General features: G+C 70.6%; 12 protein-coding genes. 3 read left to right on the forward strand and 9 right to left on the reverse strand.

The annotated features are described in order from the left end of the window. Positions 1-7 precede the first annotated feature (7 nt). From ABZT18_RS24835 to ABZT18_RS24845, 3 genes are all read right to left on the reverse strand, one after another. Entirely contained in the window at positions 8-1,516 is a 1,509-nt protein-coding gene (locus tag ABZT18_RS24835; RefSeq protein WP_354996581.1) for an MFS transporter, read from the reverse strand. A 137-nt stretch (positions 1,517-1,653) separates the two neighbouring features. After that, positions 1,654-2,337, reverse strand: coding sequence for an ABC transporter ATP-binding protein (locus tag ABZT18_RS24840; RefSeq protein ID WP_354996582.1), 684 nt, complete (start codon positions 2,335-2,337; stop codon positions 1,654-1,656). Next, positions 2,334-3,626, reverse strand: a complete 1,293-nt coding sequence (locus tag ABZT18_RS24845) for an ABC transporter permease (RefSeq protein ID WP_354996583.1) — start codon at positions 3,624-3,626, stop codon at positions 2,334-2,336. The genes ABZT18_RS24840 and ABZT18_RS24845 overlap by 4 nt, the downstream gene beginning before the upstream one ends. On the opposite strand from ABZT18_RS24845, the gene ABZT18_RS24850 reads away from it, so the two are divergent. Further along, a complete protein-coding gene (locus tag ABZT18_RS24850) occupies positions 3,598-4,812 on the forward strand; it encodes a sensor histidine kinase (protein ID WP_354996584.1) in 1,215 nt (404 codons plus the stop codon). The genes ABZT18_RS24845 and ABZT18_RS24850 overlap by 29 nt on opposite strands. Continuing rightward, positions 4,809-5,444: a response regulator transcription factor gene (locus ABZT18_RS24855; RefSeq protein WP_354996585.1), complete on the forward strand. Its 636-nt coding sequence runs from the start codon at positions 4,809-4,811 to the stop codon at positions 5,442-5,444. Before ABZT18_RS24850 ends, ABZT18_RS24855 begins: the two co-directional genes overlap by 4 nt. Before the next feature lie 356 nt (positions 5,445-5,800). Here the strand turns inward: ABZT18_RS24855 and ABZT18_RS24860 are convergent, their stop codons facing one another. From ABZT18_RS24860 to ABZT18_RS24885, 6 genes are all read right to left on the reverse strand, one after another. Continuing rightward, positions 5,801-7,042 carry a hypothetical protein gene (locus ABZT18_RS24860; RefSeq protein ID WP_354996586.1) on the reverse strand — a complete coding sequence of 414 codons (1,242 nt, stop codon included), beginning with the start codon at positions 7,040-7,042 and terminating at the stop codon, positions 5,801-5,803. Further along, entirely contained in the window at positions 7,029-7,562 is a 534-nt protein-coding gene (locus tag ABZT18_RS24865; protein WP_355252565.1) for a SigE family RNA polymerase sigma factor, read from the reverse strand. Before ABZT18_RS24865 ends, ABZT18_RS24860 begins: the two co-directional genes overlap by 14 nt. A 177-nt stretch (positions 7,563-7,739) precedes the next feature. Further along, positions 7,740-10,211: an FtsX-like permease family protein gene (locus tag ABZT18_RS24870; RefSeq protein ID WP_354996588.1), complete on the reverse strand. Its 2,472-nt coding sequence runs from the start codon at positions 10,209-10,211 to the stop codon at positions 7,740-7,742. Next, a complete protein-coding gene (locus ABZT18_RS24875) occupies positions 10,208-10,969 on the reverse strand; it encodes an ABC transporter ATP-binding protein (RefSeq protein WP_354996629.1) in 762 nt (253 codons plus the stop codon). The genes ABZT18_RS24870 and ABZT18_RS24875 overlap by 4 nt, the downstream gene beginning before the upstream one ends. Before the next feature lie 111 nt (positions 10,970-11,080). After that, positions 11,081-11,737, reverse strand: a complete 657-nt coding sequence (locus tag ABZT18_RS24880; protein ID WP_354996589.1) for a response regulator transcription factor — start codon at positions 11,735-11,737, stop codon at positions 11,081-11,083. Next, positions 11,725-12,951, reverse strand: coding sequence for a sensor domain-containing protein (locus tag ABZT18_RS24885; protein WP_354996590.1), 1,227 nt, complete (start codon positions 12,949-12,951; stop codon positions 11,725-11,727). The genes ABZT18_RS24880 and ABZT18_RS24885 overlap by 13 nt, the downstream gene beginning before the upstream one ends. Positions 12,952-13,119: 168 nt before the next feature. On the opposite strand from ABZT18_RS24885, the gene ABZT18_RS24890 reads away from it, so the two are divergent. Then, positions 13,120-13,350, forward strand: coding sequence for a hypothetical protein (locus tag ABZT18_RS24890; RefSeq protein WP_354996591.1), 231 nt, complete (start codon positions 13,120-13,122; stop codon positions 13,348-13,350). Positions 13,351-13,473 lie beyond the last annotated feature (123 nt).

Consider the following 13,473-nt stretch of genomic DNA (forward strand, 5'->3'; position numbering starts at 1 on the left):
ACCGTACCTACGGCCGCGGCGTGCGCGGCGACGGGATCAGCGCCCATGCCAGCACCGCCGCTGCGAGGGTCAGCGCCGCCGCGACCAACGAGGTGACCTGCATGCCGGTGATGAATGCGTCTCGCGCACCGGCAGCGGCTTCCGGTTGCAGCACCTGCAGTGCCGAACCCAGCGAGTCACGGACCCGCGCCGCGTCCTCGGACGGCAGCCCGGACGGCACGCTCACGTTGTGGCGGTACACCAGCGACAGCAGAGAGCCCAGCACCGCGATGCCCAGCACCACGCCGAGCTCGTTGGCGGTCTCGGTGATCGCGGAGACCGAGCCGGCCTTGCGTGGTGGTGCGGCCGAGATGATGGCGTCGCCGGTCAGCGTCATCGCCAGCCCGATCCCGAGGCCGATGGGCACGAGCGCCAGACCGAGCCACAGGTACGGCCCCTGCGCGGCCGCCGCCACCGCTACCAGTCCCGCGGCGGCCAGGGCCAGCCCGAGTGCGATGGCCCGGCCCCGGCCGAGCCGGGCCACGACCAGCGCGATGATCGCGATGACGACGATCGAGGCGAGAGTCGCGGGCATCTCGGCGAGGCCGGCCTGCAGGGGGCCGAGCCCGCGGGCGAACTGCAGGTACTGCGAGAAGAAGAACAGCAGCCCGACCAACGCGAAGATGGAGATGACGTTGGCGACGACCGCCCCGGAGAACGCCGCGTTGCGGAACAGTTCGATGTCGAGCATGGGCTGCTCCAGCCGCCTCTGGCGCCGCACGAACAGCACGCCGGCTGTCAGTCCGGCGAGCAGACACGACACGGTCACGCCGTCGACGCCGGCCCCGACCACGTGCTTGACGGCGTACACCAAGGGCACGATCGCCGCCATGGACAGCACCGCGGAGAGCACGTCGAAGCGGCCCGGTTGCGGATCGCGCGACTCAGGCAGCAGAAGAAGGCCGGAGACCACCACCAGGATCATCACGGGCACGTTGATGAGGAACACCGAGCCCCACCAGAAGTGCTCAAGCAGGAACCCGCCCACGAGCGGCCCGATCGCCGACCCCGCACCGAAGGCGGTGGACCAGATCGCGATCGCTCGGGTCCGTTCGCCGCTGTCGGTGAAGATGTTGCGGATCAGTGACAGCGTCGACGGCATCAGCGTCGCGCCAGCCACACCGAGCAGTAGACGCGCCCCGATCAGCGCCTGCGCACTGGGGGCGAACGCGGCCAGCAGCGACGCCGCACCGAACGCCACCGAACCGATCAGCAGGATCCGCTTACGCCCAAACCGGTCGGCCAGATTGCCCATGAGCACCAGCAGACCCGCCAACGTCAGCGAGTAGATGTCACCGATCCAGAGAACCTGCTCCGCGGTCGGCGCCAGGCTCGCGGTCAACGCCGGCACCGCCAACGAGAGCACCGTCCCGTCGATGGCGAGCAGCAGCACAGCTGCGGCCAGCACAGCGAGTGCCGCCCACCGCCGACGGGCCGACAGCATCGGTCCCGCAGCCGAAGTCGCGAAGGAGGTCATTTCCAAAACTTTACCGACTGGTCGGTGCAGTTCGTCATGGTGATCTACAGCACCCCGCTGCCACTGCCGCCGGGTCTCTCAGGAAGCCGAGAACGCCAGCATGCTCGGTCGACTGTTGGGCGTCTCGAGAACAGTGGTTACTGCATCGGTGTGGGCACTTTGAGTCGGCCGTCGTGGACCTCAGCGATCTGGTCCACTGCGGTGAGGCGGCTGTGGTCGTGGGTGACGAGCACGGTGGCGGTGGCCTGTTGATGGGTGAGACGGGTGATCAGGTCGATGATGTCGGCACCTCTTTGGTGGTCGAGGGCGCTGGTGGGTTCGTCGACCAGAAGCACGGTGGGGTCGTTCATCAACGCCCGGGCGATGTTGACGCGCTGGCGCTGGCCGCCGGACAGCTGGTGGGGGCGCCGCTCTGCCTGTGCGGCAAGGCCGACGTTGTCGAGCAGTTCCATGGCTTGGCGGCGGGCCTTGGCCGGTGAGCGTCCGTCGAGCTGCGCCATGACTTGGAGTTGTTCGGCTGCGGTGAGCGACGGCAGCAGGTTGGGCTGCTGGAACACGATGCCGATCTTGTTCCGGCGCAGGGTCGTCAGTTCTCGGCGGCTCAGGCCGGTGGTCGTGGTGCCGTCGATGGCGACGGTTCCGGCGTCGGGGCTGATGAGGGTGGCGGCGACGGCGAGCAGGGTGGACTTTCCGGAGCCGGAGGGGCCGACGACGGCGGTCAGACTGCCCTTGGGCACGTTCAGGGTGACGTGGTCGAGGGCGGTCAGGCGGGTATCGCCGTCGGGGTAGGTGAGGGTGATGTCGTGCAGGTTGAGGCTCATCGGGCGCTCCCCAGGGCGGTCAGCGGGTCGACGGAGGTGATGCGACGGATGGACAGGGCGGCCCCGAGTGCTCCGAGCGCGATCATCACGGCGGCCGGGACGAGGATGGTGGCGGGAGTGAGGATGAAGGGCACGGCCGCGCCGGCGACGAGGGCGCCGAGGCCGGCGGCGATGCCGGTGCCGAGCAGTGTGCCGCCGGTCAGCAGGACGACGGCTTGGCCGAGGGCGTCCTTGAGCAGGCCGGTGGTGGAGGCTCCCAGGGCTTTGAGTACGGCGAGGTCGCCGCTGCGCTGGATGGTCCAGACGGTGAAGAACGCGCCGATGACGAGTGCGGAGATCGCGAACAGGAAGCCGCGCATGAGCTGGAGGGAGCCGTTTTCGGAGGTGTAGGAGCCGATCGCGGACAGTGAGTTGGTCTTGGCGACCGTTGTGGTGCCGGTGGCCTTGTCGGCGGCCCGGATGTCGGCGTCGGCGGTGGTGTTCAGGGCGATGACGGTGGCGGTCAGACCGTTGGGCTTGTCGGTGGGAGGTGCCAGCTTCTGCCACAGGGCGAGACTGGTCCAGACGACGGGGGTGTGGCTGAAGGAGGCGTCTCCGTGCACGGCGGCGACGTTCACCTGCTGCCCGCCGAGGGTGAAGGTGTCGCCCGTGGCCACATCGAGGTTGTCAGCGGCGGTGGTGGACAGGACCGCCGCGCGCTCGTTGATCTTGTTGCTTGCCGGGGCAAGCGTCGAGCCGGGCTGAACGCCGAATGCGGAGACCCCGATGGTCCTGTCGCCGGCGGCGGCCTTGGTGGTGGTGATGCCCAGTGGTTGGGCGTTCTGCACGCCCGGGGTCCGGGACCACTGCTGCCATTGGTTCTCGGTGACGGTGGAGTTCGAAAACGACAGCTTCTCACCGGTGCCCGTCGCGTTGAAAGCGATCTTGTTGGCCGCCAGGCCGGTGATCGCGGAGATGTTCTGCTGACCGAGGCCGGCGGTCAGCCCGGACAGCAGCCCGACCATCAGAGTGATCAGCACGATGACGGTTCCCATCAGGGCGAAACGCCCTTTGGCGAACTTCAGATCTCTCCAGGCGACGAACACGGCTTTGGCCTGCCCTTCATGGGGTGGAAGTGGGATCTCTAGCGTCGCCGCGCACCCTCTAGGTCCGCGTCTGGCGCACGGCAGCTCCTGGTGCGTCGAAAGGCTGCGCGCCGGTTCTAACTTTTGATCGAGGCCGTCCCGGGAGATGACTGCATAGGCTGGAAGAACTGTGAGGATGACTGCTCCGGCCTTGACGCCCGCCACCCGCACCCTGACCTGGTGTGTGCACTTGCTGATCGTCGGCCTGCTCGCTCTGACCGCCGGACGGGCGGTGGTTAACAGCCGTCCGCACGCCGGGACGGTCATCGCTGCCGCCGCAGCGTGTGGGCTGGTCTACGCGGCCGGACCTTTCCTGCCCCGCGTCAGCCGCTCCCGGCGCGCCGCTGCGGTATGGCTGGCCGCCGTGGTCGCCATCTGGCTGATGCTGCTGGTCCTGTCGGCCGACGCGGTGTGGGTGGCCTTCCCGCTCTACTTCCTGCAACTGCACCTGCTGTCACGCCGTGGCGGCCTGGCCGCCGTAGTGATCACCGCGGTGGCGGCCATCGCGGGCTTCGGCGCTCACCAAAGTTCCGTCAGCCCGGCGATGGCGATCGGCCCGGCACTCGGCGCCGCCGTGTCGATCGCGGTGGTGTGGGGGTACCAGGCCCTGTACCGCGAGAGCGAGCACCGCCGGAAGCTGATCGACGAGCTCATTGCGGCCCGCACCGACTTGGCCGCGGCACAGCACACCGCCGGTGTGCTCGCCGAACGCGAGCGCCTCGCCCGGGAGATCCACGACACCCTCGCTCAAGGCCTAAGCAGCATCCAACTGCTGTTGCGCGCCGCTGAACGGGCACTGCCCTCCACACCGCAGAAGGCCACCCGCTACGTCGAGCAGGCCCGCCAGGCCGCCGTTGACAACCTCGCCGAGGCTCGCCGTTTCGTCGCCGCCCTCGCCCCACTTGACCTCGAAGGCACGATCCTGGCTGGGGCCTTGGAACGGCTGTGCGCCACCACCAGCGCTCGCCACCGGCTCACCGCGCGTTTCCATCTCACCGGGGATCCCCGACCGCTGCCAACCGAGCACGAGGCAGCCCTGCTGCGCATCGTCCAGTCCGCCCTTGCGAACACTGTGCGCCACGCCGAGGCAACCACCGCCGACGTCACCCTCAGCTACCTCGGCGAGCACGTCGCCGTGGACATCATCGACAACGGGCACGGCTTCGACCCGCACCGGCTTCCGCCACCCGACGCCCAGAACGGCGGATTCGGGATGCCTGCGATGCGCGCCCGCGTCCTGGCCCTCGGCGGCACCCTCACCGTCGAATCCGCCCCGGGCCACGGCACCGCCCTGGCCGCCCAGTTACCCCTTGCCTCCCCCGCCGACAACAGCGTCGAGGCAAACTCGTGACCGACAAGCCCATCCGTCTGCTCCTGGCCGACGACCATCCCATAGTCCGGGCCGGGCTGCGCGCAGTACTGGAAACCGAACCCGGCATCACAGTCGTGGCCGAAGCCGCCACCGCTGAGGAAGCCGTCACCCGCGCCGGCCGCGGTGACATCGACGTCGTCCTCATGGACCTGCAATTCGGCAAAGGAATGAGCGGCGCTCAGGCCACTGCCGCCATTACCGCCCGCCCCGGCGCACCCCGTGTACTGATCGTCACCACCTACGACACCGACGCCGACACTCTGCCCGCCATCGAAGCCGGCGCCACCGGCTACCTCCTCAAAGACGCTCCGCCTGAAGACCTCGCCGCCGCCGTACGCACCGCCGCAACCGGCCGCACCACCCTGGCCCCCGCTGTCGCCGACCGGCTCATGAGTCGGCTACGCGACCCCCGCACCGCCCTGACCCGCCGCGAGACCGAAGTCCTCACCCTGGTCGCCGATGGCCTGTCCAACCAGGCGATCGGCTCCCGGCTTCACCTCACCGAAGGCACAGTCAAGTCTCATCTCGCCCGCATCTACACCAAGCTCGGCGTCGAGTCCCGCACCGCCGCCGTCGCAGCCGCAACCCAGCTCGGCCTAATCCGACGCTGACCTGACCTGACCGACCGTCCGCTGCTGGGGAGGCTCAGGCCGTGGCTTGACGGTCGCTGCCGAATCGGCAAAGACGAAGTGCTGTTGCTGCACCGCTGGCGGCAGGGTCCTGGGCGGCGATCCTCGTGATGCCTCGACTCGGTGTGATCGCGGCCGCCGAGACTACGAGCCGGATCTCGCGCGTCTCGTGCATCCCTGACAGGCGCGCAGTAGCAACCGACGCATCCGGTCATGGGCAACTGCCGGGACCGGCGGCAGTTGCCCATGACCATGTTTTGTCGGTCCCGGAGCCGACCGAAGGTAGAGCGCCGCCGGAACCGCTCAACGACGCCGCTCGTGGCGTCCGGTGCTGATCGTTACGGCTGGAGGGCTTTCGCCGCGGGGGTCCAGGTCGACTCGTCCTTGACGTCGGCGACCGTGATCCCCTTGGCGATCTTCTCCAGTTCGGAGCGCGGCAGTCCGTTGCCGAGGCCACTGGTGCTGACCTGGAGGACGACCTTTCCGTCGGCGCTCCAGATGTTGCAGAAGCCGCCAGCCTCGGGACCGCTGTCGCGGGCGCGCTCGTTGGTCACGTTGTAGCACTTCGTCGCGCCGGGCTGCGGAGACTGGTTCGAGCCGGAGCTCGGCGCGACGGAGATGTCGAAGCCGTCCTTGATGGCGCCATCGAGCGCGTCGTACGGCGCGGTCAGGCCCGAGGTCCGCGCCGCCGGCTTGGTGTACATCGCGCCGCCGTAGTCACCGGCGCGGGCCGCGGCGATGCCGCCGATCCCGGACCTGGCGTGCGTGCCGGTCTGCAGCGGCACGTAGCCGTCCGGCACGTAGCCCACCGTGAACGGCACCAGGGCCGGCGTCGGCTGGCTCGGCTTCAGGCCTTCGACCAGGCCGCCCAGGTCCTCGAAGCTGGGAGTGGCGTCGTCGGTGGAGAACGACGTGACCGCCGCCCAGGCATTGTCGGCGTACTCCCAGGCGAACAGCTTGTTGCCCTGGTCCAGCTCCTTCCGCGGGTCGAAACCGACCGGCAGGTTCGCCTGCACGGCCTTGCGCCCGGCCACGGTGACGTTCGTGCCGTGCTTGATCCCGGCGGGATCGAAGGCGCCCGGTCGGTAGACGGTCAGGTACGCCCACAGAATTGGCTTTCCCCCGCTGGCCTTCTTTTTCTGCTCGAGGATGTCGCCCTGAGTCTCGGCCTCCTCCGTGGTGACGGGCTTGTCGTTCGAGGTGTGGCCGTCCGAGTAGACGGAGGCGATCTGGTACGTGGTGGACGCCGCGATCGGGTCCTGCACGTGCAGCGTGCCCGCGTCGTACCCCTTGAAGGTGAAGGTGAACGGCACGGCGGCGGGCCACTCGGCCACGCCGGCCTTGGACGTCGCCGCGCCGACCGGGGCCGGCGTGACCGGAGTGCCCTGCTCGGCGCCCAGGGTCGGCAGCAGGAACGCGCCGGCGACCGCGACCACGACGAGACCGGCCGCGCCTGCCGACGCGAACCCGGTGCGACGACGCCGCTCGGCCCGCCGGCCCGCCGCGATGATGTCGTCGGCGGTACGGGCCATCGGCGGCTCGTCGCCCGTCACGGCGTCCACCAAATCATGCAACTGCATTGGTCCACTCCTCCATCGGCTTCCCGTTGAGATTGATGCGTTCGCCGGCCAGTGACTCGCGCAGCTTCGCCAGGCCGCGGGAGACCTGACTCTTGGCCGTGCCCACCGTGCAGTCGAGGACGCCGGCCGTGTCCTCCAGGCTCAAACCCAGGTAGTGCCGGAGCACGACCGCGGCCCGCTGCCGGGCCGGCACGGTGTCGAGCGCTGCCCGCAGGCGCATCCGCTCGTCGGTCGCGCCGGCCGGATCCCTTACCGTGACCTCCGGCAGGCCCTCGCCGGCCGACCGCTCGCGCCGCCAGGGCCGACGGGTCTCGTCGATCGCGGCCCGGTAGACCATGGTCTTGACGTAGAGATCGGGCCGTTCCAGCTTTCGCCAGCGGGGGTAGAGCTTGACCAGCGCGTTGGCCACGGCGTCCTCTGCCGTGTGCCAGTCGCCGCAGGTCACGTACGCCAGCTTGCGCAGCGACGCCATCTCTGACGTCACGAACTCGCGGAATGCCTGCTCGTCTTCGGCTTTCACGTCAACTGCCTCCCTGTGACGGGGGTAGAACGGAGCCACCCGCCCGGAAAGTTGCACCGTCCGGAGGAATAGTTGTGCGATTACCACCCCGTGCATCGAGTAGGCCACCAGGGCGACCGTGCCGCCTCCGCAGGCATCGCGGAGGCGGCACGGTCGCCGATATTCGAGCCGCGACGCCTACTCCTTCACACCGATGTTGTCGATCGGAGGGACGCTGAGCAGCCGTCGGACGGGCCACACCGTGGTTGCCAACGCCAGCAGTGTCGTGCCGCCGAGCACCGCCACCCCACCGAGCGGCGGGACGTACGGGATCGGGCTGCCGGTCAGTCCGTTGACGATCGCGCTCAGGGTCAGCGCCGCGATCGTCGCGCCGATCAGCACCGCGGTGCCGAGCAACCCGGCCTGTTCGGCCTGGACCATCCTCCGAATCTGACGGCGAGTGACCCCGACCAGTTGTAGCAACGCCAACTCGCGGCGGCGGGCCAGCGCGGCCATTACCATCGTGGTGGCCGCCGCGAGCGCCGCGTACCCCACCATCACGCCGATCAGCAGCCGGTTCAGCCAGGCGCCGAGCGCCAGATCGGTGCTGATCAGGCGCGTACGGGTAGCGGCGTCGAGAACCTCGGTGCCCGTTTGCCCAGCCACCCACGTGGCCAACGCGGTGTCGGCCTCCGGGCCGGCGCTGACCAGGACCTCGTCGTCGGTATCCCCGGCCGTGTGCCCGGCGACCGTCTCGGCGGCCAGCGTGACGTCGCCGAAGCCGAGGCCACGGCCGTAGATCGCGATGACCTCCAACGTGACCGGGGTGCCGTCGCCCAGCCAGAGTTCCGCCTGATCGCCGACGTCCCAGCCGGACGAGGACGCCTGCATCGCAGACAGGGCGACCGTGCCCGCGCGCAGGTCGGCCAGGTTGCCCTCGCGCACGGCGAGGTCCATCGTCGACGTGATGCCCGCCGGGTCGACCGACTGCGCGCTGACCGGCTCGATTCCGCCGAGCCCTCGCACCAGAACCTGCGTACGGCGCACACCAGTGGCCGCCTGCACCCCGGCCAACTCGCGGATCTCCCGCGCCGCGTCCGCCGGCAGCCCACCCGGAGCGACAAGCACCCGCTCGGCGAGGGTTCCCGCGCTGCTCTGCGTGGTGGTCTGCCGTTCCAGGTTGGTCTGCAGGAACCAGACCGAGCCGCCGAACCCCACGGACAGCACGAGGGCGGTCAGGACGGTCGCCATGCCCTGCGCGTTGGCCCGCAGATTGGCCGCAGCCAGGTAGCCGCTGACCCGCCACACCCGCGGCAACAACGGTGTGAGCAGGCGTGCCGCGTGCGCGTTGATCCTCGGTGCGAGCAGCGCCACCGCGATGACGAACAGGTACAGCATGCCGACGGCGCCGGCCAGTGCCCCGGTCGAACCGGCGGCACCGAGCGTGAACGCCCCGGAGGTGCCGGCCGCCGCCAGCGTCAGCACGCCGGCGATCAGCCGCACCCGACCGCTACGCCGAGGCTCGACGGCGATTTCGCCGAGCGCCTCGATCGGCTTGATCGCGGTGACCCGGCGTGCGGCGACCAACGCGGCGAGCACCGCCACGAGGACCGCGGTGCCGACCGCGGCCGGCACCGCGAACAGGCCGCCGACCATCGGGAAGTCGGCCGGCACGAACCCCCGCCCGACCAACTCGCCGTGCACCCAGCGGGCCGCCAGCAGGCCGGCCGGGCCACCGATCGCAGAGCCGACCAGGGCGAGTAGCGCGGCCTCGGCGATCAGCATGCGGCGCACCTGCCCCGGTGTGGCCGCGACCGCGCGTAGCAACGCCAGGTCACGTCGACGGTGCCGGACGGACAGCCCGATGGTGCCGGCCACCACGAAGACGATCAGCAGGACGACGTACCCCCCGAATGCCGATCCGGCCTCGATCAGCAACGTCTGGGCGGCCTGGTTCTCCGACTGCTCGACGTTCCCACGGTCTTTCCCGGTGTAGGTCGTGGCGCCGGCCGCCGACGCGATCTCGCGTACCGCGCCGAGGTCGGCACCGGGCACCATCCGCACGCCGATCGCATCCACCCGGCCCGGGTGGGCGGACAACCGGGCGGCCTGCGCGTCGGTGAAGAACACCGCCGCCGAACCGGTCTCAGCGGTTCCGCTCACTTGGTACGACCGCCTGACCCCGCCGACGACCAGGTCGATGTGGTCGCCGGGTGCCACGCCGAGCCGGGTGTCGACCAGCACCTCGTCGTCGGCGTGTGGCGCGGCACCCGCGGCGATGGGACGACCGGTGAAGGCGTACGTGTCCCAGCCGTGTCCCACGGCAGCGGGTGAGCCGATCAGCACGCCTTGGTCGCCGGTGACGGCCGCGACGCCCGGTACCTGGCGGATCCGGTCCACCAGGGCCGCGTCCACCGTGCCGCCTTCGGGCAGCGTGACGGTGCTCGTGGTGGTTTCGCCGTCGAACTCCTTGAACGTGTGGCTGACCGTGCTGTTGGCGACGACCACGTCGGCCGCCGCCCAGAGCCGTGGCTCCGTGCGGAAACGCAGCCCGGACTCGACGAGGGTGCCCATCGCTACCAGGATCAGCACGCCGGCGATCAGGGCTAGCAGGGTCGCGGCGGCGGGGCCGGCGCGGTGCCGCAGCAGGCGGGCGGCGAGCCCGGTCATCGGAGGGCCCGCCGATCCAGCGACGCCAGGTGCTCGGCGATACGGGCGGCTCCGAGCTGCGGAAGGTCGGCGACGATCGCACCGTCGGCCAACACGAGCACGCGGTCCGCGTACGACGCGGCGATCGGATCGTGGGTCACCATCACCACGGTCAGCCCGTGTTCGTCCACGACCGCGCGAAGCAGTGTCAGCACCTCCGCCGCGGTCCGCGAGTCGAGGGCGCCGGTGGGCTCGTCCGAGAAGATCACCTCGGGGCGGGTGGCCAGCGCCCGGGCGATCGCCACCCGCTGCTGCTGGCCGCCGGAGAGCGCGGCCGGCCGGTGGTGCAGTCGGTCGGTGAGGCCGACCCGCTCGACCACCTGGGTCAGCCAGGCCCGGTCCGGACGGACGCCGGCCAGGCGCAGGGGCAGCACGATGTTCTCCTCGACGGTGAGCGCGCCGATCAGGTTGAAGGCCTGGAAGACGAACCCGATCCGTGTACGACGCAGCTCGGTCAGGCGGGTCTCGGACAGCCCTGACAGGTCGGTGCCTCCGATGACCACCCGACCGGAGGTGGGCCGGTCGAGCCCGGCCGCGGTCTGCAGCAGCGTGCTCTTGCCGGAGCCCGAGGGCCCCATCACCGCGGTGAAGGTGCCCCGGTCGAAGCCGACATCGATGCCCGCAAGCGCAGTCACCTGGTTACGGCCGGCGTCGTACACGCGGGTGAGTTGTTCGACGCGTACCGCCGGTTCGATGGTCTGTCCCGGATAGTCCGGCATTCTGGTGGCCTCTCTCCGTGTCATCGGCAAGAACTGCGCGCACCAGAAACGCTATTGACGTGGGAGAACGGCGACCATCCCGCGGGCTGCCAGGTCCGGGTACAGCAGGCGCTACCGCCGATCGCCGTTGAGGTAGCGCAGCACCGCGGTGACCCGGCGGTCGGCTTGGTCGTCCGGTGGAAGCTGAAGCTTCGAGAAGATGCTGCGGATGTGCTTGTGCACCGCGCCGTCGGTGACGAACAGCCGCTCGGCGATCGCGCTGTTGCCAAGCCCTTCGGCCATCAGCCCCAGCACCTCACGCTCACGCGGCGACAGCTCGCTCAGCGCCGTGTCCGTCCGGCGGTTGCGGGCGAGCAGCTGCGCCACCACCTCCGGGTCGATCACGCTGCCGCCGTCCGCGACGCGGTGCAGCGCGGCGAGGAACTCCTCGACCCGGCCCACCCGCTCCTTCAACAGATAACCCAGCCCGACGGCGCCGACCGAGAACAGGTCGGTGGCGAAGGCCTGCTCCACGTACGCCGACAGGACCAGCACCGCGAGGCCGGGGCGCCGCCGCCGGGCCTCCACCGCGGCCACGATGCCCTCGTCGGTGTGGGTCGGCGGCATCCGTACGTCCACGATCGCGACGTCCGGCGCATGTTCGTCGACGGCGACCAAGAACTCGCCCGGAGTACCGGCCGTGGCGACCACGTCCAGATCCTCCGCCCGCAGCAGCAGCGCCAACCCCTCACGCAGCAGCGGGTCGTCCTCGGCGATCACGATCCGCATGGCAGCTCCACGTCCATTCTCGTCGGCCCTCCCGGTGGGCTCGTCAGTGTCATCCGGCCGTCGTATGCCTCGACCCGCCGGCGGATACCGGTGAGCCCTGAGCCACGTGTCTCGTCCGCGTCGCCGTGCCCGTCGTCCTCGATGCTCACCAGCAGCCGGCCGCGCTCGCGGCGCACGGCCACGTCCACCTGGCTCGCACCGCTGTGTCGGACGACGTTGGTCAGCGCCTCGGCCACCACGAAGTACGCGGTGGCCTCGACCGAGACCGCGCACCGCACCGCCACGTCCACCTCAAGTCGGCAGGGCACCACGCAGCTGCCGGCCAGGCCCGCCAGCGCGCCGACGAGACCCCGGTCGTCCAGCACGGGCGGCAGGATCCCGCGCACCACCGTACGCAGCTCGCCGAGTGCCTGTTCCGCAGCGTCCTGCGCCTGCCCGAGGATCTCGTCGGCGCGGTCCGGATTGCGGCGCAGGGCCCGCCGCGCGGCACCCAGCAACACGTTGACCGCGACCAACCGGTTCTGGGTGCCGTCGTGCAGCGACCGCTCGATGCGGCGGAGTTCGACCGCGTGGGCATCCAGCGCCGCAGCGCGGGTGGCGGTCAGCTCGGCCACCCGCAGCGACAGGTCGACACCCGGCGGCGGAGGCAGCAGCCACCGGCCCGGCCATGCCTGGAGACGGGCCAGGACCGGGCTGAACCAGATCGCGGCGGCCAGCCAGCCCACCCCGAGCAACCCGACCGCGAGTGCCTCGGACAATCCGTCGATGCGCCACCAGACGATCCCCGGCGCGCCGGCGTCGGCAGGGATCAGCCGGTACCACAGCGGGAATGTGACGTCCTGCACGGCATAGAGTGGCAGCGCGAGGCCGACCAGCCCGGTCACCAGGCCGATGAGCGAGTACAGCGCGACCCAGCCGAGTTCCCGGCGCACGAAGGGATCGCGCGCCGCCGTCCGCAACCCGGCCGGCACCGGCCCCGGGGTGGGGATCGGCTCGCCCCAGCGGGACAGCCGGGCGCGTTCGCGGTCGGCCACCGAGCGCACCGCCCGCAACGCACCGGGCGCCGCCAGCAGCCCCACCCCGCCCAGGCAGGTCACCGCCACGATCGCCGCCCAGAGCAGCGCGCCCAGCGCCAGCGTGGCGGTGCCCAGCCCTCCGACGAGGTGCTCCAGGGCGTCGACCGAGGCGCGAACCCGGCCCCGCACGTACGCCATCGACCCACCTCCCCCGCCAACATAGGCCACCGCGGGCCCCGTCCGGCAACGCCCGGCGCGGAAGGTACAGCCTGCTGTACCACGGTCGTCGAGCTGGCGGGATCGTCCCCGCCGCGCCGCCCGCCTAGCGTTGACGGCGTCGAGGAACGTTCGCCGAAGGAGGCAGTCATGACCGATCCGTACCGCATCACCGAGGCCCCAGTCGCCGCATCGAAGAAGCCGGGCGGCCTGCTACGTCCGCTGCTGTGGCTGGTGCTCTTCGTCAGTGCGGCGGCCAACGTGGTGCTGTCGACCGCGGCGGACAACCCGTGGATCAGCTCGGCGTTCGGCCTGGTGGCGATGCTCTGCGCGGTCGCGCTGATCGTCCACCACCGCCGTAACCGTGTGCGAGAGTCGTAGGGACACAGACCTCACCCCCCGTCGCGCTCGATCACCCTCGCCAAGCCGCGCAGGTCGTCGTTCAACTGGGGATCACGCCCAGGCAGCAGCGCTGTGGAACACGTACACCGGCACACCGTGCGG

The organism is Micromonospora sp. NPDC005291 (genome assembly GCF_040607415.1).
GTDB lineage: Bacteria > Actinomycetota > Actinomycetes > Mycobacteriales > Micromonosporaceae > Micromonospora.